The organism is Agromyces sp. LHK192 (genome assembly GCF_004006235.1).
In the GTDB taxonomy this organism is placed as follows: Bacteria; Actinomycetota; Actinomycetes; order Actinomycetales; family Microbacteriaceae; genus Agromyces.
In genome coordinates this window covers 1,537,273-1,557,146 of the sequence record NZ_CP034753.1, presented here as the reverse complement: position 1 = coordinate 1,557,146, position 19,874 = coordinate 1,537,273, and the positions used below count along the sequence as shown (strand labels likewise).

15 protein-coding genes are annotated in these 19,874 nt (G+C 71.5%); 5 read left to right on the top strand and 10 right to left on the bottom strand.

The features are described 5' to 3' along the window. Positions 1 to 14: 14 nt before the first annotated feature. From ELQ40_RS06880 to ELQ40_RS06860, 5 genes are all read right to left on the bottom strand, one after another. Positions 15 to 5,894 carry an Ig-like domain-containing protein gene (locus ELQ40_RS06880; protein WP_127793020.1) on the bottom strand — a complete coding sequence of 1,960 codons (5,880 nt, stop codon included), beginning with the start codon at positions 5,892 to 5,894 and terminating at the stop codon, positions 15 to 17. Next, the gene (locus tag ELQ40_RS06875) at positions 5,891 to 7,291 is read right to left on the bottom strand and encodes a serine/threonine-protein kinase (RefSeq protein ID WP_127793019.1); all 1,401 of its coding nucleotides are present in this window, start codon (positions 7,289 to 7,291) and stop codon (positions 5,891 to 5,893) included. Before ELQ40_RS06875 ends, ELQ40_RS06880 begins: the two co-directional genes overlap by 4 nt. Positions 7,292 to 7,435: 144 nt before the next feature. After that, positions 7,436 to 8,239: a PP2C family serine/threonine-protein phosphatase gene (locus ELQ40_RS06870; protein WP_127793018.1), complete on the bottom strand. Its 804-nt coding sequence runs from the start codon at positions 8,237 to 8,239 to the stop codon at positions 7,436 to 7,438. Beyond that, positions 8,236 to 9,246, bottom strand: coding sequence for an FHA domain-containing protein (locus ELQ40_RS06865; protein ID WP_164863498.1), 1,011 nt, complete (start codon positions 9,244 to 9,246; stop codon positions 8,236 to 8,238). Before ELQ40_RS06865 ends, ELQ40_RS06870 begins: the two co-directional genes overlap by 4 nt. A gap of 67 nt (positions 9,247 to 9,313) precedes the next feature. Next, complete coding sequence (locus ELQ40_RS06860; protein ID WP_127793016.1) at positions 9,314 to 10,750, bottom strand: gamma-aminobutyraldehyde dehydrogenase; 1,437 nt, start codon at positions 10,748 to 10,750, stop codon at positions 9,314 to 9,316. 174 nt (positions 10,751 to 10,924) lie between these two features. Here ELQ40_RS06860 and ELQ40_RS06855 point away from each other — a divergent pair, with 174 nt between their 5' ends. From ELQ40_RS06855 to ELQ40_RS06845, 3 genes are read left to right on the top strand one after another with little or no spacing between them, the layout of a single operon-like run. Next, entirely contained in the window at positions 10,925 to 11,404 is a 480-nt protein-coding gene (locus ELQ40_RS06855) for an Lrp/AsnC family transcriptional regulator (RefSeq protein ID WP_127795176.1), read from the top strand. A gap of 23 nt (positions 11,405 to 11,427) precedes the next feature. Then, the gene (locus ELQ40_RS06850; protein ID WP_205649448.1) at positions 11,428 to 12,816 is read left to right on the top strand and encodes an aspartate aminotransferase family protein; all 1,389 of its coding nucleotides are present in this window, start codon (positions 11,428 to 11,430) and stop codon (positions 12,814 to 12,816) included. Between the two features lies 1 nt (position 12,817). Further along, the gene (locus tag ELQ40_RS06845) at positions 12,818 to 14,278 is read left to right on the top strand and encodes an FAD-binding oxidoreductase (RefSeq protein ID WP_127793015.1); all 1,461 of its coding nucleotides are present in this window, start codon (positions 12,818 to 12,820) and stop codon (positions 14,276 to 14,278) included. On the opposite strand, the gene ELQ40_RS06840 is transcribed toward ELQ40_RS06845, so the two are convergent. Next, entirely contained in the window at positions 14,241 to 15,467 is a 1,227-nt protein-coding gene (locus ELQ40_RS06840) for a DUF4192 family protein (RefSeq protein WP_127793014.1), read from the bottom strand. The two genes, ELQ40_RS06845 and ELQ40_RS06840, sit on opposite strands and share 38 nt — an antisense overlap. Before the next feature lie 200 nt (positions 15,468 to 15,667). Here ELQ40_RS06840 and ELQ40_RS06835 point away from each other — a divergent pair, with 200 nt between their 5' ends. Further along, positions 15,668 to 16,159 (top strand): methylated-DNA--[protein]-cysteine S-methyltransferase, encoded by a 492-nt coding sequence (locus tag ELQ40_RS06835; RefSeq protein WP_127793013.1) that lies wholly within the window; start codon positions 15,668 to 15,670, stop codon positions 16,157 to 16,159. Then, positions 16,156 to 16,746 (top strand): DNA-3-methyladenine glycosylase I, encoded by a 591-nt coding sequence (locus tag ELQ40_RS06830; RefSeq protein WP_205649447.1) that lies wholly within the window; start codon positions 16,156 to 16,158, stop codon positions 16,744 to 16,746. The genes ELQ40_RS06835 and ELQ40_RS06830 overlap by 4 nt, the downstream gene beginning before the upstream one ends. A 27-nt stretch (positions 16,747 to 16,773) precedes the next feature. On the opposite strand, the gene ELQ40_RS06825 is transcribed toward ELQ40_RS06830, so the two are convergent. Genes ELQ40_RS06825 through atpD form a run of 4 tightly spaced genes read right to left on the bottom strand, consistent with a single transcriptional unit; the run spans position 16,774 to position 19,853 of the window. Continuing rightward, the gene (locus ELQ40_RS06825; protein ID WP_127793012.1) at positions 16,774 to 17,547 is read right to left on the bottom strand and encodes a YaaA family protein; all 774 of its coding nucleotides are present in this window, start codon (positions 17,545 to 17,547) and stop codon (positions 16,774 to 16,776) included. Then, positions 17,547 to 18,119, bottom strand: a complete 573-nt coding sequence (locus ELQ40_RS06820) for an ATP-binding protein (RefSeq protein WP_127793011.1) — start codon at positions 18,117 to 18,119, stop codon at positions 17,547 to 17,549. Before ELQ40_RS06820 ends, ELQ40_RS06825 begins: the two co-directional genes overlap by 1 nt. 10 nt (positions 18,120 to 18,129) lie before the next feature. Then, positions 18,130 to 18,390, bottom strand: a complete 261-nt coding sequence (locus ELQ40_RS06815) for a F0F1 ATP synthase subunit epsilon (RefSeq protein WP_127793010.1) — start codon at positions 18,388 to 18,390, stop codon at positions 18,130 to 18,132. A 2-nt stretch (positions 18,391 to 18,392) separates the two neighbouring features. Further along, positions 18,393 to 19,853 (bottom strand): F0F1 ATP synthase subunit beta, encoded by a 1,461-nt coding sequence (atpD, locus tag ELQ40_RS06810; RefSeq protein WP_127793009.1) that lies wholly within the window; start codon positions 19,851 to 19,853, stop codon positions 18,393 to 18,395. Positions 19,854 to 19,874 lie beyond the last annotated feature (21 nt).

Genomic DNA, 19,874 nt, shown 5'->3' with positions numbered 1-19,874 from the left:
CGCCGCTCCTCGCCTCATCGGTTCCAGAATCTCGCCGTCACGCCGGCCACCTCGACATCCAACCAGACCCGGTCCTCCGGTTCCGCCTCCGGCACGTCGCACCAGCCCCACCCGCGGGCGGGCCCACCGGTCTCGTCGCCCTCGACGCCGCACCGGAACGTCGCGGGGATGCCGCCGTTGTCCGGCTGGTTCCACCAGCTCCAGCCTCGCGCGCCGGCGTTCCAGGTTCGCCCGGGGACCTCGAAGGTGAGCGTCGGGGCCTGCCCGGCGGGGAAGGTCTGCGACCAGGGGCCGCACGACCCCCACACGGTGCACCCGCGGACCTGGAAGTACGCGGTCTGCCCGAACGGCCGGCCGAAGAGGTCGCGGAGCCAGCCGGCCCCGGAGAACTCGCGCGGTGCTCCGAGGTGCGCGCCGCTCCCGTCCGTGGCCACGATCTGCAGCGTCTGCGCCGCCGTCGAGGTCTGCACGCCGGACACGTACCGGTCCCAGGTCGTCTGCCCGAGCCAGCCCATCTCGTTGCCGACGGCCGAGACCGAAGGCGGCCCGGCGCGGACGACGGCCGTCGTGATCGCAGAGGGCACGCAGCCGGCCCGGTTGAAGCCCCACACGACGAACGCGTAGGTGGCGCCCTCGGCGGTGAGCCCGCTGAACTGGATCGAGGTCGCGTCGGGTCCCGTCCGGACCGCGGCCGCGACGTTGCCTCCCGTCGTGGGCGCGACGACCTCCCCGGGAGCCGGCGAGGTGACGCGGCAGGCCTGCGGTCCCGCCGGGAGGTCGGTCGATCCGGGGACGAGCTGCTGGACGAAGTATCCGGCCATCGCATCGCCGTTGCCGCCGAAGGGCGACCACGCGACCGTCGCGATGCCGGATGCCGCGTCGGCCGCGACCTGGATGCCGCCGGCGATCGGCGGACCGAACGGCGTGCCCACGGTCGAGGCGGTGTTCCACGAGGTCAACGAGGGGAACGCCTGGTTGCGCGCACTCACCTCGACGGGAACCTGGCTGCCGTTCGCGAGGCCCTGCGAGTCGACGGTGCACGCGGTCGCCGTGCAGACGCCGCCTGCGCCGACCTCGGTGGCCACGCCCGCCACCGTCACCACGTAGGAACGCACCGCACTCCCCGATCCGGTCGACACCGGATCCCATCGGATGCGGAGCCTGCCGTCCAAGGGAAGGGCCTGCACGCCGCCGGGCGCCGCCGGGATGACGTCCGACCAGTACGAGCCCACCACCTCGACCGCGTCCGAGAGGCCGATCGCATTCCTCGCCTGGATCCGGACGGCCACGGCGGCCCCCTCGCCGTTGGCCGGGGTCGACACGGTGCACGTGGTCGCCGCACAGGTCGAACCGCCCACCCGTGCCCGGGTGCGCGCATCGAGCAGGTCGATCTGATACTCGGTGACGGGCGAGTTGTTGGCCGCGCCGGCACCGAACGCGAGGTCGAGGGAGCGGTCTCCGAACCCGGTGACCCGTGCGTCAGTGATCGGATCCGGCCGATCCTGCACGGAGATCGACACGGTGCCCCACGCGTACCGGTCGGAGTCGCCGGTCGCATCGGCGACCTGGTACTGCACGGTCGCGTTGACCGCCTCCGCGTCACGATCCACCGTGACGAGCAGCGTGGAGCGGTCGCTGCTCGGCGCGACGCGCACCCCGTCGGGGAGGTTCTGGGCATCGGTTCCGCGCACGCCGACCACGCGCAGCGGCGTGTCCGGGAAGGGATTGCCCGACCGATCGTTCTCGAGGACGTCCACCGAGGTCGTCCGCCCGCGCTCGACGACGGCGATGTCCGGCACCGGCTCGGCCCTGGGCCTCGTGGACGCGACGACCCGCAGTTCGATGACGCCCGGGGTTCCGACCCCCGCGGCATCGGAGACCGAGACGGGGATCTCGCCGGTGAGCCCGCGCGGCGCGTCGCCGTCCGCACGCACGACGAGCTCGTCGTCGTCGAGTTCCGCGGTGAACCCGTCGGGGACGGTGCCGATCTCGTACTCGAGGGTCGAGGTCGAGCCGCCGGCCTGCTTCGTGACCCGCGACAGTCCGATCCGCCTGGACTCGTCGGGTTGGAGGTCGAGCACGGCGCCCGTGAACACCGGAGGCAGGCCCTCCGCCGGGCGGACCGTGATCGGGATCACGATGGTCCCGGTCCTCGCCGTCGGATCGGTCTCCGGGTCGCCGTCGCTGGCCACGAAGGAGACCGATGCGGGGCCGAAGTACCCCGCCTCCGAGCGGAACCTGACGGTGTCCTCGTCGACCATCAGGTCGGTGCCGTCGGAGTGCGAGGCCGTCAGCGAGGAGCGGTCGGTGATCCGGACGGGTCGGCCCGAGGCGGCGATCACGTAGTCGTCGAGGTCGAGCCGGACCTCGTCGCCGCTGTCGACTCGCACCGCCGGCGCATCGCGGCGGAGCTGCGGGATCGCGTCGTCGCGACCCGGCACGACGACGACGGCGGTCGAGGTCAGCGTCGGGTCGTCCGGGTGCCCGATGGTGAAGGGCACGATCCGCCGCTCGTCGTACACCTGCAGGCGGATCGAGCCGTCGGCGCGGACGAGCGCGTCGTCCTCGTATCCGGAGACGAGCGAGACCTCGGCGCGTTCCGCGGCGGCATCCGCGATGAAGGCCTCCTCGAGGACGTCGACGTCGATCACGGACCGATCGACGATCTCGCTGAGGCCCAGGACCACGTCGGATGCCTCGGGCCGCGACAACGGGGCATCCGGATCGGCGTGCACCTGGATGATCGACGAGGCGGTCGCGAGCTGCTCGTTCTCGATCGTGTAGAAGTACGACGAGTCCCCCGGCTCCGCGGGGACGTCGATGAGGACGGCCTCGTCGGCGACGCGCGCGTCGCCGTCGCCGGCGTTCGGCTCGACGTCCGTGATGGCGAGCGACCCGCCGTTCGGGTCGGAGTCGTTCTCGAGGACGCGCACCGCGATCGTGCGCCCCGGTCGCACCGTGACGGCGTCGCGGACGGCGATCGGCGCGCGCGCGCCGTCCATCCGCGGGGCGATCCCGACCCTGACGGTGCCGGTGGCCCGCGCACCCAGGGAATCGGCGACCTCGTACCGGAAGGAGTCGGTGCCCGACGAGTACTCTCCGGCGGTGTACTCCAGCTGGTCGGCCCCGCGCGTGACCACGGTGCCGCGATCGGGAGCGCTCACCTGCCCGAGCAGTTGCACGGAGTCGCCGTCGGGATCGACCTGCCCGAGCGGGATCGGGATGCGGATCGTCTCGCCCGCGATCGCGCGGGCCGTCACCGCGGCCGGGACCGGTCCCCGGTTCGTCTCGGCATCCGCCGCCCGAACGGCGATGTCGACGACCGCCGTGGCCTCCTGCCCGTCGGGACCCAGCACGCGGTACGCGAGCCGGTACTCGCCCGGCGTGTCCGGAGCGAGGTAGCGCACCTTGCGGTCGGAGACGAACGCGAGCCCGTCCTCAGGGTCCGTGGCGAGTTCGGGCGCCAGCGTCAGCGGCTCGCCGTCGGGGTGCTCGTCGTTGTCGAGGACGAGGATGTCGACGACGTCGCCCGTCCGCACGGACGCGTGGTCGGGCGACGCGACCGGGGGCTGCGGCGCGGCCGCCGTCGGAACCTCGACGATCGTCACGACGCCCTCCGCGTCCGCGAGGCCGTTGCTGACCCGGTAGTGCACGTCGATCGATCCGTACTGCAGCGGGCCGAGCAGCGTCGCCCGCAGCATGCGGTGCTCGATCACCTCGGTCCGGACACCCGCTCCGGACCCGTCCTCGACCTCGGTGACGAGCAGCACCCCGCCCAGCGGGTCGATGTCGCCGGCGAGCACGTCGACGTCGACCGCCTGTCCGGTCCGCACGAAGGCGGTGTGCGGGACGGTCACCGGCGTCGTGTCACGGGTCGGCGGCGTCTCCACCTCGATGCGCACCTGCCCGGTCACCGGGTCCCCGCCGTCCGTGACCGTGTACTCGATCAGGTGCGTGCGCGGGACGGCGCTGGAGAACCGGAAGGTGCCGCGGTCGAGATCGGCGGTGATCGAGGCATCCGGTTTCGCAGGCACCGACGCGAGGCGGACCGAGCCGGCACCGCCGCGCACGTGCGGCATCGGATCGATCGAGATCTCCTCGCCGGTGGATGCGGTCAGGATGAACGGCTCGGTCGTCAGCGGGACCCCGCCCTCCTCCCGCACGTCGATCGAGAGGACCCCGGCGCCGACGTCGCGGCCGTCCGAGACGGACAGCCCGACCGTTCGCCCGCCGCCGGGCGCCGCCGCCGCGTTGAACACGACGACGCCGTCGGGCGTCGAGGTGACCCGATCGGAGCCTGCGACCTCCGCCTTCGCCAGGAAGAACGGATCGCCGTCGGGATCGACCCACTCGCCGAGGCTCGGGAGGGTGAGCCGCTTGCCGGCCTCGACGTCGGCCGTGGTCACCCGACGCTGTTCGGGCGCGGCGTTCTCCTCCGGGGCGCGCACCGCGACCCGGACGCTCGCGGTCGCGACACCGCCGCGACCGTCGTCGACGCTGTACGAGAACGACACCGAGCCCGAGGCGTCGTCCGCCAGGGTGAGCTGCAACTCCTGACGGTCGGAGACGACGTCGACGACGGCGCCGGGCGGGAGCGCGCCGTCGACCGAGCGGATCGCCAGCACGTCGCCGTTCGGGTCGAAGTCGTTCAACAGGACCGGCAGCAGCGTCGAGCGCCCGGGCCTGGCGCCGAGATCGTCGTCGACGGCCGTCGGCTCGGCTTGCGCGGCCTCGAGCGCGGGCGGCTCGTGCGGGTCGTTCAACTCGACCGTGCGGTCGTCGCGGACGTCGTCGAGCAGGGACCAGTCGTCGATCAGGCCGTAGTCGTCGGCAGCGGCCCAACTCCGTCCGTCGCCCGGCGAGTCGAGCACGAGCGCCTCGCCGTTGGTCCGGAAGACGAGCGAGGCGGATGCGCCGCCGCGCTCCAGGTCCTCGGTGGTCGCGGCCGAGCCGCACTCGCGCCACGCCGTGCCGTCCGCCCACGCGGCGTGGAGGCATCCGGCATGCCTGACCGGCTGGGCGGGGACACCGGCGCGCCCCGAGACCGCCATCTCCGGCGCGCCGCCGTCGAGCGGCACGGTCACCAGTCCGCGCCGGGTCGCGATCGCGACCGCACCACCGGTCGTCGACGGCGCCTGGAGCACCGGGGAGTCGTCGGCGGCGACGAACCCGTCGAGCGGGATGTCGCGCCCCTCGACCCTGAGCGTCGGCACGTCAGGATCGAACACGACCCATCGACCGTCGACCGAGGTCATCCGACGCGACTGCGCAGCGGGGGTCGAGCCGGTCACGGGCGGGACCGACCAGCGCCGCTCGACCGTCGCCGCGGCCGATGCACGCAGTTCGACGATCTCTCCCGTGGCCGGCCGATAGACGAAGATACGACCTTCCGAGTCGACCGCGACCACTGAGCCGGGGCCGAAATCGGACTCCGGTTCGCCGTCCGCGTCGAAGCCGGCGAACTCCTCAGCCGGCGTCGTCCAGATCTTGCCCTCCGAAGCCACGACCACACGACCGCCGCCGATCGCGATCGTCGGATCCTCGGGAGGCACCGCGACCGTCTCGACGACCGCGACCGTCGCCGGATCGAGCACCGAGACGCGCGCATTGTCGGCGTCGACCGCGAGCACGGTCGTCCCGGACTGCACGAGATCGATCCGGCCGTCACCGGTCTCCACGGCGGCGTTGAGCTCCTGCAGCACGGTGTTCGCCCGTCCGACCGCGTGGACCTCCTCGTTCGCGACCCACACCGCCCCGTCGTCGAACTCGACCTGTTCCGAGCGATAGCCGTCGGATGCGACGGCGAACGCCGCGACGAGGGCGGTGAGGGCGACGGCGACGACCCCGGTCACCACCGCCGACGGCGCGACCTCGACGCGCGGGAGCCGGATCACGGCGCCGCGCTCCCCAGGTCGACGCACTCCTCGGGGCTCGCCGAACCGGTCCTGCCGTCACGACTGACGCGGACGGACGCGCAGACCCGGTCGCTCGGGCCGGGATCCACCACGATCGTGGACTCGCGACGTGCAGGTTCGTCGACGCCGTCGATGTTGACGAGGTACGCGTCGCCGGACGCGATCCCCGGATCGTCCCAGCTGAAGGTCACGCCGCCGGGGCCGACCTCGGACCGCACCTCCGCGACGGTCGGGATCGCCCCCGCCGACAGCACGATGAACGCCGCCGCCGCGGTGACCAGGCCGGCGAGCAGCACGGCGCCCGCGGCGATCCCCCAGGCCAGCCTCGAGGTCGCCCGCCCCTCGCCCGCGCCGAGCCCGCTCCCGGTCGACCGGGCCTCGGGCGTCACAGCCGCGGGAGGGGAGACGCGACGGCGACGACGCGCGCCCCGAGTCGCGGGAATCGCGTGCCCGCCGCCCACGCGGGTCCGCTCGTCGACGTCGCTCGCGGTCGCGACCGCCCACTCCTCGACCTCGACGTCGACGGGCGTCTGACGCAGACCCAGGTCGTCCTCGACGGCCTGCAGGTCGCGCACGAACTCGAGGGCGCTCGCCTGGCGTTCCGCGGGCCTGCGGCGCATGGCCTTCGCCAGGGCGCGCTCGAGGTCGGGCGGTACGTCGGTCCGACCGGTCGGCGGCAGCTTCGCGCGCTCGATGCGCTGCCCGAGCGCGGCCGAGCCGTTGTCGCCGTCGGGGATCTCGAAGGGGCTGCGCCCGACCAGCAGCGAGTAGACCGTCGCGCCCAGCGACCAGACCTCGCTCGCCACGGTGCCCGACACCTCGTCGCGGAGCACCTCCGGGGCCGACCACGGCACGGACAGGCCGATCGAGTCGGTCCGGGTGGCTTCGCCGACCGTCGCCGCGATCCCGAAATCCGAGAGGACCGGATGCCCGTACGCGGTCGTCAGGATGTTGGAGGGCTTGATGTCGCGGTGCAGCACGCCCTGGCGATGCGCGGACTCCACCGCGCCCGCGATGCGGACACCGATCGACAGCACCTCGCTCAGCGGCAACGGCTCGACCCGATACCGGCGTCCGAGCGTCGACGCGCAGTACTCCATCACGAGGTACGGACGGCCGTCGGCGGCGACGCTCGCCTGGAACACGGTCAGGATCGCCGGGTGGCTGGACAGCTGCGCCATGAGGTTGGCCTCGGCCTGGAACATCTGGCGGACCTCGTCGTTCACCACCTCGGCGAGCAGCACCTTGACGGCGACGAGTCGCCTGGGCATGTTCTGCTCGTACAGGAACACGTCGGCGAACCCGCCCGACCCGAGCACCCGCACGAACGCGAAGCCCGGCAGGGTGGGCGGCGTTGACGGGAGTCGCCTCGACACGTTCCTCCCTCGGATCGGGTGAGCGCACCCGGACGAACGGGCGCGGCTGCGAGTGTCCCCATTCTAAGGACGAGGGCGCGGTCGGCGCCGCCCGCAGATCCGCCCGTCCCGCCGCGTCGAGCCGCCGGGGGGCGGCGGGACGCGTCAGGCGGAGTGGACCGCTTCCGAACGCGTGATGGCGAGGACGTCGACGACGATCATCGTGACGTTGTCCCTGCCGCCGTTGCCGAGGGCGGCCTCGAGCAGCGCCCTGGTCGCCTGCTCCGACTTCGGGTTGGACAGGAGGAAGTGCCGGATTCCATAGCTGGTCAGTTCCTTCGTCAGCCCGTCGGAGCACACGAGGAGCCGCATGCCCGGCTCGATCGCGATCGCCCGGTAGTCGGGCAGGGGCGCCTCGTGGAAGCCGACCGCCCGCGTGATCACGTTGGCGTGCGGATGGGTGTCGGCCTCGTCGCGCGTGATCTGTCCGGCGTCGACGAGCTCCTGGACCACCGAGTGGTCCACGGTGAGCTGCTCGAGCACCCCGCCGATGAGCCGGTAGACGCGGGAGTCCCCGATGTTGAAGACCAGCCAGGCGGCCTCGCCGCTGATCTCCCCGAGCGCGACCCCGGTGACCGTCGTCCCGCTGCCCTCGTCGGTGACACCCGCGCCTCGACCCATGTCCTGGACCGCGAGACGGAGCGACCGGTCGAGTTCCGGCGTGCCGATCGCGGCCTCGCCGCCGTGCTCGGCGAGGCGGGTGACGACCGCGGCGCTGGCGAAGTCGCCCGCGGCGTGCCCGCCCATGCCGTCCGCCACGGCGAACACGGGCGGCTGCGCGACGAAGCTGTCCTCGTTGACCTCGCGCCGGTGGCCGGTGTCGGAGACGGCCGACCAGGACAGCACGACCTCCGTCCCGCTCGGCATCGTCACTCGATGGCGGGGGTTGCCGTTTCCGATCTGCGTCACGCGGGAGCCTGCCTGTCGGGGTGGTTCGGATCCTCCTGGGTCGGGAGGATCTCGACGATCGTAGCGCCTCCGAGTTCGAGGAGGGCACCCGGCGGCACGACGACCGATTCGCCGGCGAGCATCCGGCGGGCCCCCGCCGAGGTCCGGATCACGGTGCCGTTGGTCGACCGCAGGTCGGTCGCGACGACCCGGTCGCCCTCACGCCGCAGTTCCAGATGCGTGCCGGAGACCGTGTCCGGCCCGTCGACCTCGACGAGCTCGACCGGTTCGACCGTGATCCTCGGCGGCCGCGGGCGGCGACCGATCAGCACCCGGCCGACCGACGTCCTGGCGGCTGCGGACCCGACCCTGAACCCGAAGGCTCGCTCGACGCTGCGCGCGTCGGCGACCTCGTCGGCATCCTCGCCGGCATCCTCGTCGCCCGGCGCGGGGTCGCCGGCGTGCGCGGCGGGATCCCACGCGGTGTCCCACGTCGTCGTCGACGTCTCCGCGACGTCGGGCGCGGCGGACCCGGCTGCCGTCGCCGTCCGCCACTCGATCGACTCGGCTCGGAACCTGCGGCCGTCCGGAGCACCGAACCCGGCGTCCGCCGCCACGCCGTCGGATGCCCCACGCGCCGACGACCCCGCCCCGATCCGCAGCGCCTCGACGTCGCGGAACTCCGCGAGGTGCCACGGCAGGATGCCCCGGCCCTCGAGTCGGCGGCGACCACCGGGCGATGCGAGGTCGACCGCGGCGTCCCCCCGTACGACCGCGGTCATGGTCGACCCGGTCCGCGGCCACCACACGAGGGCGAATCCGGTGACGCCGTCCGCGCCCAGCGGGATCGCGCCGATCAGCGCCTCGAGCGACGGCGAACCCGTCGCTGCCCGTTCGAACGCCTCGAGGACCGCACCCGGTGCCGGTGCCGGGAAGGCGACCACGAATCGTCCGCCGGCGACGACGTCCCACGCAGACCCGCCGGACGCCGCCGGGGACGCGCCTGACGCCTGAACCGCGCGGATCATCCCCGGAACCATGCCGTCCAGTCTGGCACCGCCGGATCCGATTGCGCGCAGCGCCTGCGCCGTGGGCTCACGGTCCGAAGTGGCTCATGACGTGCTTGATCCGGGTGTAGTCCTCGAAGCCGTACTGCGAGAGGTCCTTCCCGTAGCCGGAGTGCTTGAACCCGCCGTGCGGCATGTCGGAGACGAACGGGATGTGCGTGTTGATCCAGACGCATCCGAAGTCCAGTCGCCTCGACAGGCGCATCGCGCGCGCGTGATCGGACGTCCAGACGGATGCCGCGAGTGCGTACGGCACCCCGTTGGCCATCGCGAGCGCCTCGGCCTCCTCTCGGAACGGCTGGACCGTGAGGACGGGCCCGAAGACCTCGCTCTGGACGAGTTCGTCGTCCTGCCTCACCCCGGTGACGACGGTGGCCTCGAAGAAGTAGCCCCGGTCGCCCTGGCGGCGACCTCCGACGGCGACCTCGGCGTGCGCGGGCAGCCGGTCGATGAAGCCCGTCACCCTGGCGAGCTGGTCCACGTTGTTGAGCGGGCCGTAGAGCACGCCCTCCTCGGCGGGCCCGCCGGTGCGTGCGTGCGTGCGGATGCGGGCGGACAGCGCCGCGACGAACTCGTCGTGCACGGCGTCGTGCACGATGACCCGCGTCGCCGCCGTGCAGTCCTGCCCGGCGTTGAAGTACGCCGCGGTCACGATCCCCTCGGCGGCCGCGGCGAGGTCCGCGTCGGCGAACACGACTGCCGGAGCCTTGCCGCCGAGTTCGAGGTGCACTCGCTTGAGATCGTCCGCCGCGGATCGGGCGACCTCCATCCCGGCGCGGACGGAACCGGTGATCGCGACCATCTGCGGCGTCGGGTGCTGCAGGAGCGCCGCGCCGGTGCCGCGGTCGCCGAGCACGACGTTGAGCACGCCCGCGGGAAGGAACTCGGCGGCGACCTCGGCGAGTCGGATCGTCGACAGCGGCGTCGTGTCGGAGGGCTTGAGCACCACGGTGTTGCCGGCCGCGATGGCCGGCGCAATCTTCCAGATCGCCATGTTGAGCGGGTAGTTCCACGGGGTGACCTGTCCGATCACGCCGATCGGCTCGCGGCGGATGTAGGAGGTGTGGCCGGCGAGGTACTCGGCGGCGGCGCGGCCCTCGAGGTTGCGAGCGGCGCCCGCGAAGAACCGGAGCTGGTCGACGGACTGGTCGATCTCGTCGGCGACGAGCGTCGCCCGCGGCTTCCCGGTGTCCCGGCTCTCGAGGTCGGCGAACTCCTCGGCCCGGTCGGCGACGGCATCGGCGATGCGGAACAGCGCGAGTTGGCGCTCCGCGGGCGTCGTCTCGCCCCACGCCTCGAACGCCCGCGCGGCCGCGGCGTACGCGACGTCGATGTCCGCCGCGGTCGACACCGGGGCGTGCGCGTACACCTCCTCGGTCGCCGGGTCGACGAGGGCGAACGCCGACTCGCCGGCGGGCTCGGCGTGATCGCCGTCGATGAAGTTGCGGAGGGTGGGAACGGACATTCGCGGCTCCTGGATCGGACACTGGCGTCGATGCGCCGCATTCGTCGGGCGGCGCCCCCATGGTAGGCGGATCGGGTCGTCAGCCGCGAGCGTTCACCGTGGAATCCGTTGCACATCGATCGGATGCCGACGGAATCCCTTGCACACCGTCTTGCTCGCTGTCAGAATCGTCGAATGACGAACCATGGGCGTTCACCGCATCGACCGGTGCACCTCGACGACGTCTCGAAGGCGATCATCGAGCAGCTCCAGGCCGACGGTCGGCGCTCGTACTCCGACATCGGCAAGGCGGTCGGCCTGTCCGAGGCCGCGGTGCGCCAGCGCGTCCAGCGCCTCACCGAATCCGGCGTCATGCAGATCGTCGCGGTCACCGATCCGATGCAACTCGGCTTCACACGCCAGGCGATGATCGGCGTGCGCGCGACGGGCGACACGCGCGTGCTCGCCGAACGGCTAGCCGAGATCCCCGAGATCGATTACGTCGTGCTCACGGCGGGCAGCTTCGACCTGCTGGCCGAGGTGGTCTGCGAGGACGACGACCAGTTGATCACGCTGCTCAACGAGCGGGTCCGGAACCTCGACGGCGTGCAGACGACGGAGACGTTCGTCTACCTGAAGCTGCAGAAGCAGTTCTACAACTGGGGCACGCGCTGAGCGCGCCCCTCGAAGGGAAGATCATGTCCGCACCGACGTACGACAACGCGGCACTCCAGCAGCAGGCGAAGGACCACCTCTGGATGCACTTCGCCCGCCAGTCGACGATGGAGGCGTCCGGCGTGCCCATCATCACGCGCGGCGAGGGGCACCACATCTACGACGTGCAGGGTCGCGAGTACTTCGACGGCCTCTCCGGCCTCTTCGTGGTGAACGCCGGCCACGGCCGCAGGCGGCTCGCGGAGGTCGCGGCGAAGCAGGCCGAGCAGCTCGCGTTCTTCCCGATCTGGAGCTACGCCCACCCCGCGGCGATCGAACTCGCCGACCGGCTCGCCGAGTACGCGCCCGGCGACCTCAACCGCGTCTTCTTCTCGACGGGCGGCGGCGAGGCCGTCGAGACCGCGTTCAAGCTCGCGAAGTACTACTGGAAGCTCCAGGGCCGGCCGACGAAGCACAAGGTCATCTCCCGCTCGGTCGCGTACCACGGCACGCCGCAGGGCGCCCTCGCGATCACGGGCATCCCGGCCATGAAGGAGATGTTCGAGCCGCTCACCCCCGGAGGATTCCGGGTGCCCAACACCAACTTCTACCGCGCCGCCGAGGTCGGCGCGCCCGCCGACGACCTCGAGGCCTTCGGTCTCTGGGCGGCCAACCGGATCGAGGAGATGATCCAGTTCGAGGGCCCGGAGACGGTCGCCGCCGTCTTCCTGGAGCCGGTGCAGAACTCCGGCGGCTGCTTCCCGCCGCCGCCGAGCTACTTCAAGCGGGTGCGCGAGATCTGCGACCAGTACGACGTGCTGCTCGTCTCCGACGAGGTCATCTGCGCGTTCGGGCGCATCGGGCACATGTTCGCTTGCGACGCGTACGACTACGTGCCCGACATGATCACCTGCGCTAAGGCGATGACGTCGGGGTACTCCCCGATCGGCGCGACGATCGTGTCGGAGAAGCTGTACGAGCCGTTCTCCAAGGGCACGACGAGCTTCTACCACGGCTACACCTTCGGCGGTCACCCCGTCTCGGCCGCCGTCGCGCTCGAGAACCTCGACATCTTCGAGGAGGAGCGCCTCAACGAGCGGGTCCGCGAGAACTCGCCGCTGTTCCGCGCCGAGCTCGAGAAGCTGCTCGACATCCCGATCGTGGGCGACGTCCGCGGCGACGGGTACTTCTTCGGCATCGAGCTCGTCAAGGACAAGGCCACCCGCGAGACCTTCGATGACGACGAGTCCGAGCGGCTGCTGCGCGGGTTCCTCTCGAAGGCGCTGTTCGACGCGGGACTGTACTGCCGTGCCGACGACCGCGGCGACCCCGTGATCCAGCTCGCGCCGCCGCTGACGATCGGCGTTCCCGAGTTCCGGGAGATCGAGCAGATCCTCCGTGGCGTACTGACCGAAGCCGTCACCAAGCTCTGAGATGGAGCGGTCGCAGCGCCGGGACCTCGGAACCGAATCGGACGACTCCGCGAGGTACCGCCGAGCGAGTTTCTGGCTCGACGACCTCGCGGCGAGCGGTGTCGATCCGCTGCGCCCCCGAGCCTCGCTGACGGCCGACGCCTGGTTCGACGTCTGCCTGATCGGCGGGGGCCTGACCGCCCTGTGGACGGCGTACAGCCTCGCGAAGGCCGACCCGGGCCTGCGCATCGCGGTCCTCGAGAAGGAGATCGCCGGATTCGGGGCATCCGGTCGCAACGGCGGGTGGTGCTCGGCCCTGTTCCCGCGCTCCGCGGCATCCCTCGAGCGCGAGCACGGGTGGGACGCGGCCGTGGCGATGCGGCGTGCGATGGTCGACACGGTCGACGAGATCCGACGGGTCACCGCGTCCGAAGGGATCGATTGCGATTTCGAGGCCGGCGGCACGCTGCTCTTCGCGCGAACCGACGTCCAGCGACGAAGCGCCCAGTCGGATGTCGCGGAGGCTGCGCAGTACGGCATCGACCGGCTCGAGTACTGGGACCAGGCGACCATCGGCCGCAGGTTCGGCGTCGCCGGACTGGACGACCAGACGCCCGCGGCGGTCTTCGACCCCGCGTGCGCGCGGGTGCATCCCGCGAAGCTCGTCCGAGGCCTCGCCCGAACCGTCGAGGCCCTCGGCGTCGCGATCTTCGAACGGACCGAGGTGCTCGACTGGTCGGCGGGTCGGGTGCGCTTCCGGGCGCTCGACGGCAGCGACGCGACCGGCACCGTCTCGGCCCGGCAGATCATCGTCGCGACCGAGGGATACGGCTCGCAACTGCCGCGCGTTCGCCGACGCATCCTGCCCATCTACTCCCTGATGATCGCGACGGAGCCCCTGTCCGACGAGGTCTGGGAGGAGATCGGCATCGACCACGGGCAGACGTTCAGCGACTACCGCCACCTCCTCGTGTACGGCCAGCGCACCGCCGACAACCGATTCGCGTTCGGCGGTCGCGGCGCGCGATACCACTGGGGCAGTCGGGTCGCGCCCGAACTCGAGCACGACGACCGTGTGTTCGCGCACCTGCGCGCGACCCTCGGGGAACTCTTCCCGGCTGTGGGCGACGCCCGGGTCACGCACCGATGGGGCGGGCCGCTCGGCGTCGCCCGTGACTGGCACGCGACCGCGAGCTTCAATCCGCGCACCGGCGTGGGATTCGCGGGCGGGTACGTGGGTGACGGGCTCTCGACGACCAACCTCGCCGGTCGAACCCTCGCCGACCTGATGCTGGGTCGCGACACCGATCTCACCCGGCTGCCGTGGGCGAATCACCGATCACCGCTGTGGGAGCCCGAGCCCCTGCGCTTCGCCGGAGCCAACCTCGGCGTCCTCGGCATGGGGTTCGCGGACGCCGAGGAACACCTCACGGGGCGCCCGTCGATCATCGCGAAGGCCCTCGCTCCGCTCGTCGGGCACTGAACGGCACGTCGCGGAAGGCGTCTCCCGCGATACCATGCTCCGCGTCGCCGGCCGCCTGCGGTTCGGTGAAGGCCCAGTCGGGGAAGGCTCCCGCGCCCAGGTGCTCGAGCAGCAGGCGCGCCATCCCCTGCGACGGATCGGCGTCGAGCGCCCGCTCGAAGAGGTCGGCGGCCGCGGATCCGCGCCCGAGCGTCCAGCTGAGCCAGCCGGCCATGCAGAGCACGCCCGCGCGATGGGCGTCGGAGACCGTTACGGCCGCGCGCAGCGCGAACGCGATGCCGCGTTCGACCCGCTCGACGTCGGGTCGCCGCGACGACCGGCCGAGCAGGAGTTCGGCGAGCATCTCGCCGACGGTCGGATCGATGGCCGGACCCCAGTCGTCGAGCGCGCGTTCGCCGACGATGCGCCCGAACGCGACCTGCAGCATCATGGCGTCCCGGTAGACCGGCAGGGCGGCCAGGTGTGCAAGCCACGCGAGCTCCCGGGTCCGGTCCGCGGCGTCGTCCGGGACGGCGACGACGAACTCGATGAACTCGACCGGATCGGTTCGCCACCCGAGACCCTCGAGCTCGTCGGCGAGCGAAGCGATCGCGGCCGATGAATCCGCGGCTGCCCGCGGTGTCCCGGCTGCGGTGAACCCGCCGCGCAGCCGCGCGAGGATCGCGCCGACCCGTTCGACCTGCTCGGGATCCGCCTCGGGCAGCCGGTGGAATCCCGTCGGACCGTCGCCGAGGTCGTGGTCACCGTGCGCGAGGGCGACCGGACTGCGCTCGATGAGTTCGAGCGGCATGCCGGTCGCACACGGTCCGGCATCGAGGACCGACGCCCAGGCGTCACGGGCGACGTGCAGCGCGTCGCGCACGAGGAATCCGGCCTCCTCCGCCCGCCGCACTGCGAGCCGCAACAGGTTCGTCGTGCCGGCGCCGCGACGTCCCGCATACGGGTCGCTCGTGTACGCGACCGGCACCACGGCGTCGACGCCGGCCAGCCGGCAGAGCATGCCGATCCCTGCAGCGACGAGCCGATCCCGGTCGGCCGCGCGGCGCGGAAGGTCGAATCGGATGACTCCCGCGGTGCGGTTCCCGCGGAACGCGACCCAGACGAGCGAGCGCTCGGGCCGATAGCCCGCGAGGGTCGGCAGCATGGCGAGGAAATCGTGCGCGGATTCAGCGCGGATGATCGAGGTCATGCTCGGCAGGCTGGACCAACCGGCCGCGCCGGAACCGGCGAATCGGTCACAGGTGAGACGGTCGGGGCACGTGGTACGAGGTGCAGAGCCGGTCGCACCGCATCGGCCGACCGGCCCTCCACATCCGGTCGACGCTTCGGGCGCGCACCGATGTCCGAATTCCGCGAGCCGGTGTCGGCGCGGCTGATTACGCTCGAAGCATGAGCGACGTGTATCTCACCCGAATCCAAAGCCCGATCGGGCGCATCGAGGTGCTCTCCGACGGTGACGCCGTGACCGGACTGAGCATCGAGCGCGACGGCCACCTCCCTCACGACGAGGTCCCCCCGCGCACCTGTGCCGTGCTCGACGACGCCGTGGCTCAACTCGACGAGTACTTCGCCGGTTCCCGCACGACCTTCGACCTCCCGGTCCGCCTGACCGGTACCCCGTTCCAGCAGGCGGTCTGGGCCGAACTCGGACGACTGGGATGGGGCGAGGCCACCAGCTACGGCTCCCTCGCCGCCGCGGTCGGACGCCCGGGTGCCGCCCGGGCGATCGGCGGCGCCGTCGGTGCGAACCCCGTTCCGATCATCATCGGCTGTCATCGAGTGCTCGCCGGCGACGGTCGGATCACGGGCTATTCGGGGGGCGAGGGCATCCCCACGAAGCAGTGGCTCCTCGGCCACGAGGCGATCGGATTCGCCGCGTGAGTCCCCTTCCGAGGCCCGAACTCGTCGTCGGCGACGACGGCCTCGCGAGGTGCGGCTGGGGCGCCTCCGACCCCGAGTACCGGCGTTACCACGACGAGGAATGGGGTCGCCCGCAGCACGACCCGACCCGCCTGTTCGAGAAGCTCTGCCTCGAAGGCTTCCAGGCGGGGCTCTCGTGGATCACGATCCTTCGGCGGCGGCCCGCGTTCCGGGAGGTGTTCCACGGGTTCGACGTGGACCGCGTCGCCGGCATGACCGCCGATGACGTCGAACGACTCCTCAGCGACGAGCGCATCATCCGGCACCGAGGCAAGATCGAGGCCACCATCGCGAACGCCAGGGCGACCCTCGCGCTCGATGAACCGCTCGACGCGTTCCTGTGGGGCTTCGCTCCGGAACACCGCGCTGCGCGGCCGACTTCGTTCGCGGAGGTCCCGGCAGTCACCGCAGAATCCACGGCGATGAGCCGCGCACTCCGACAGCGCGGATACCGGTTCGTCGGGCCGACGACGATGTACGCCCTCATGCAGGCCTGCGGCATGGTCGACGACCACCTCGTCGGATGCTTCCGCGCGAGCGATCGCTGACCGCCCCAGTCCGTCGAAACGACGGCGTCAGGCCACCAACTCCAGTTCGGCGGGCTTCGTCGCCGAAGACCGTTCTCCCCGACCATCCGCGTCGAGCCGGAACCCGTGTTCGGCCGACCACGCGAGCAGATCCGCGGTGCCCCCCAGCGACGGGCGATCGAGGAGCAGGGCCCGCGTGAAGAGCCCCTTCGCCCGCTTGTTGAAGTGATTCAGGGCGCGGCGTCGGCCGGTTCCGTCCTCTGCCACCACACGAAGGAACACCGAGTCGTCTCGGGCCGGCGCCGGTCCGAGGTCGACGTAGCCTTCCGAGCGGAGGTCGACGACGAGCCCGTCGAAGGCCTGCAGCGCCTCGGCGATCACCGCACGCCAACGTGCCTTGAGCCGCGCGCCGGGAATCCGAGAGTCGTGCGAGAGCCGATACGCGGGGATCTCGTCCATCGCGCCGACGAGGCCGAAGAGCGCCGAGTGCACCGCGACCGAGTCCCGCGCGAACTCCCGCGCCTCGGCATCCAGCGACGGGGCGTCCAACGCGTCGTAGAGCACCCCGGTGTACCGATCGAGCGCCGGCATCACCGGCGCGGTGCGGAGCGCCGCGTTCCGATCGACCTCGGCGGCGAGCCGTGGCCCGAGCTTCAGCCCGCGCATCATCGCGCCGGGATCGGCCGCGAACGCGACGACGTCGTCGACCAGTCCTTCACGTACCGATTCGAGCGCGCCGAACGACATCGATCCGAACACGGCCGACGTCCGATCTCGCCCGCCGTCCCGCTTCGTCTCCGACGGAGGCAGCAGGATCAGCACTACGAGCCGATGAACGCGAGGGCGGTGTCGACGTTCTCGCCCAGGGATCCGACGCTGTCGATGGTGATGCGCGGCAGCGCCGCGCAGGGGCCGATCCACGCCGCGTACCCCTCGAGGCTCTGCTCGACCGCGCGCCAGGTCGTCTCCTCCAGATGCGGAAGCCCACGCTCGCGCTTCTCGAGCCGTGCCCGATGGAGACGCTCGTCCGAGCACACCACCTCGACGACGCGCAGACGCGCATCGGTCTCCTCGGCGAGGTCGCGCCACTGCAGTCTCGCGGCCTCTCCGGCGTTGACCGCATCGACGATGACGGTGCGGCCGGCCGCGAGTTCCTTCCGCGCGATCTCCTCCGCGACGAGGTAGGCTGCGAGGCCGGTCGGCTGATCGACGGCGATGCCGGCACGCAGGATCGCCGACTCGATCGGGTCGACGGAGACGACCGTGGCGCCGAGGCGGGCGCCGACGATCTCTCCGATCGTCGACTTGCCCGCACCCGGCAGCCCGGCCATCACGATGAGTTGGGTGACGCTCAGGTCACCGAACTGGCGGTCGATCGGCTGCTCCCCCGGCATCCGCGACCCGTTACGCCAGTGCGGCGCGCGAGGCGACGACCTGTACGGAGTCGGACTGGACCGACAGGAAGCCGTCCTCCGCCGTGGCGGCGATCTTCTCGCCGCCGGGCAGGGTGACGCGCACCTCGCCGCCGGCGAGGATCGCGAGCATCGGCTCGTGACCCGGCAGGATGCCGATCTCGCCTTCGACGGTGCGCGCCACCACCATGGTCGCCTCGCCCGACCAGACCTCGCGGTCCGCCGAGACGACGCTCACGTTGAGGGCGGCCATGTTCAGCCGTTCTCCTTCTGGATCTGCGCCCACTTCTCCTCGACGTCCGTGATCGGACCGACGTTGAAGAAGGCCTGCTCGGCGACGTGGTCGAAGTCACCACGGGCGATCGCGTCGAACGACTCGATGGTGTCCTTCAGCGGGACGGTCGAACCCTCGACGCCCGTGAACTTCTTCGCCATGTACGTGTTCTGCGACAGGAACTGCTGGATCCGGCGCGCGCGGGCCACCGTGATCTTGTCCTCTTCGGAGAGCTCGTCGACACCGAGGATCGCGATGATCTCCTGGAGTTCCTTGTTCTTCTGGAGGATCTGCTTGACCGTCGTCGCGACCCGGTAGTGGTCGGCACCCAGGTACCGCGGGTCCATGATGCGGCTGGTCGAGGTCAGCGGGTCGATCGCGGGGTACAGACCCTTCGAGGCGATCTCACGCGAGAGCTCGGTGGTCGCGTCGAGGTGCGCGAACGTGGTCGCCGGCGCCGGGTCGGTGTAGTCGTCGGCGGGGACGTAGATCGCCTGCAGCGAGGTGATCGAGTGACCACGCGTCGAGGTGATGCGCTCCTGGAGGATGCCCATCTCGTCGGCGAGGTTCGGCTGGTAGCCCACCGCGGAGGGCATGCGACCGAGCAGCGTCGACACCTCGGAGCCGGCCTGCGTGAAGCGGAAGATGTTGTCGATGAAGAGCAGCACGTCCTGCTTCTGCACGTCGCGGAAGTACTCCGCCATCGTGAGGGCCGACAGGGCGACGCGCAGACGCGTCCCCGGCGGCTCGTCCATCTGGCCGAAGACGAGCGCGGTCTTGTCGAACACGCCGGCCTCCTCCATCTCGTGGATGAGGTCGTTGCCCTCACGGGTGCGCTCGCCGACGCCGGCGAACACCGACACACCGCCGTGGTCCTGCGCGACGCGCTGGATCATCTCCTGGATGAGGACGGTCTTGCCGACGCCCGCACCACCGAAGAGGCCGATCTTGCCACCCTGCACGTAGGGCGTGAGGAGGTCGATCGACTTGATGCCGGTCTCGAAGAGCTGGGTCTTCGACTCGAGCTGGTCGAAGGCCGGGGGCTTGCGGTGGATCGGCCAGCGCTCGGTGATCTCGATCTGCTCGCCGGGCTCCCCGTTCAGCACCTCGCCGATCACGTTGAAGACCTTGCCCTTGGTGACGTCGCCGACGGGCACCGAGATGGCCTCGCCGGTGTCGGAGACCTCCTGGCCGCGGACGAGGCCGTCCGTCGGCTTCAGCGCGATGGCGCGCACCAGGTCGTCGCCGAGGTGCTGCGCGACCTCGAGCGTCAGGACCGAGGTCTCATCGCCGATCGTGACCGTGGTCTGGAGCGCGTTGTAGATTTCGGGGATCGAGTCGTGGGGGAACTCGATGTCGACGACGGGGCCCGTCACGCGAGCGATGCGGCCGACGGTGCCGGCGGTCGACGCTGCGACCGGCGCGGTTGCGGTGTCAGTCATTCTGGCTCTCTCTTTTCTGGA

What these genes read in the sequence shown, in the direction of transcription:
- ELQ40_RS06815 (WP_127793010.1), bottom strand. Translation starts at nt 18,390, where the DNA reads ATGGCCGCCCTCAACGTGAGCGTCGTCTCGGCGGACCGCGAGGTCTGG.
- ELQ40_RS06845 (WP_127793015.1), top strand. Translation starts at nt 12,818, where the DNA reads ATGGAGCGGTCGCAGCGCCGGGACCTCGGAACCGAATCGGACGACTCC.
- ELQ40_RS06855 (WP_127795176.1), top strand. Translation starts at nt 10,925, where the DNA reads ATGACGAACCATGGGCGTTCACCGCATCGACCGGTGCACCTCGACGAC.
- ELQ40_RS06860 (WP_127793016.1), bottom strand. Translation starts at nt 10,750, where the DNA reads ATGTCCGTTCCCACCCTCCGCAACTTCATCGACGGCGATCACGCCGAG.
- atpD (WP_127793009.1), bottom strand. Translation starts at nt 19,853, where the DNA reads ATGACTGACACCGCAACCGCGCCGGTCGCAGCGTCGACCGCCGGCACC.
- ELQ40_RS06865 (WP_164863498.1), bottom strand. Translation starts at nt 9,246, where the DNA reads ATGATCCGCGCGGTTCAGGCGTCAGGCGCGTCCCCGGCGGCGTCCGGC.
- ELQ40_RS06850 (WP_205649448.1), top strand. Translation starts at nt 11,428, where the DNA reads ATGTCCGCACCGACGTACGACAACGCGGCACTCCAGCAGCAGGCGAAG.
- ELQ40_RS06835 (WP_127793013.1), top strand. Translation starts at nt 15,668, where the DNA reads ATGAGCGACGTGTATCTCACCCGAATCCAAAGCCCGATCGGGCGCATC.
- ELQ40_RS06840 (WP_127793014.1), bottom strand. Translation starts at nt 15,467, where the DNA reads ATGACCTCGATCATCCGCGCTGAATCCGCGCACGATTTCCTCGCCATG.
- ELQ40_RS06820 (WP_127793011.1), bottom strand. Translation starts at nt 18,119, where the DNA reads ATGCCGGGGGAGCAGCCGATCGACCGCCAGTTCGGTGACCTGAGCGTC.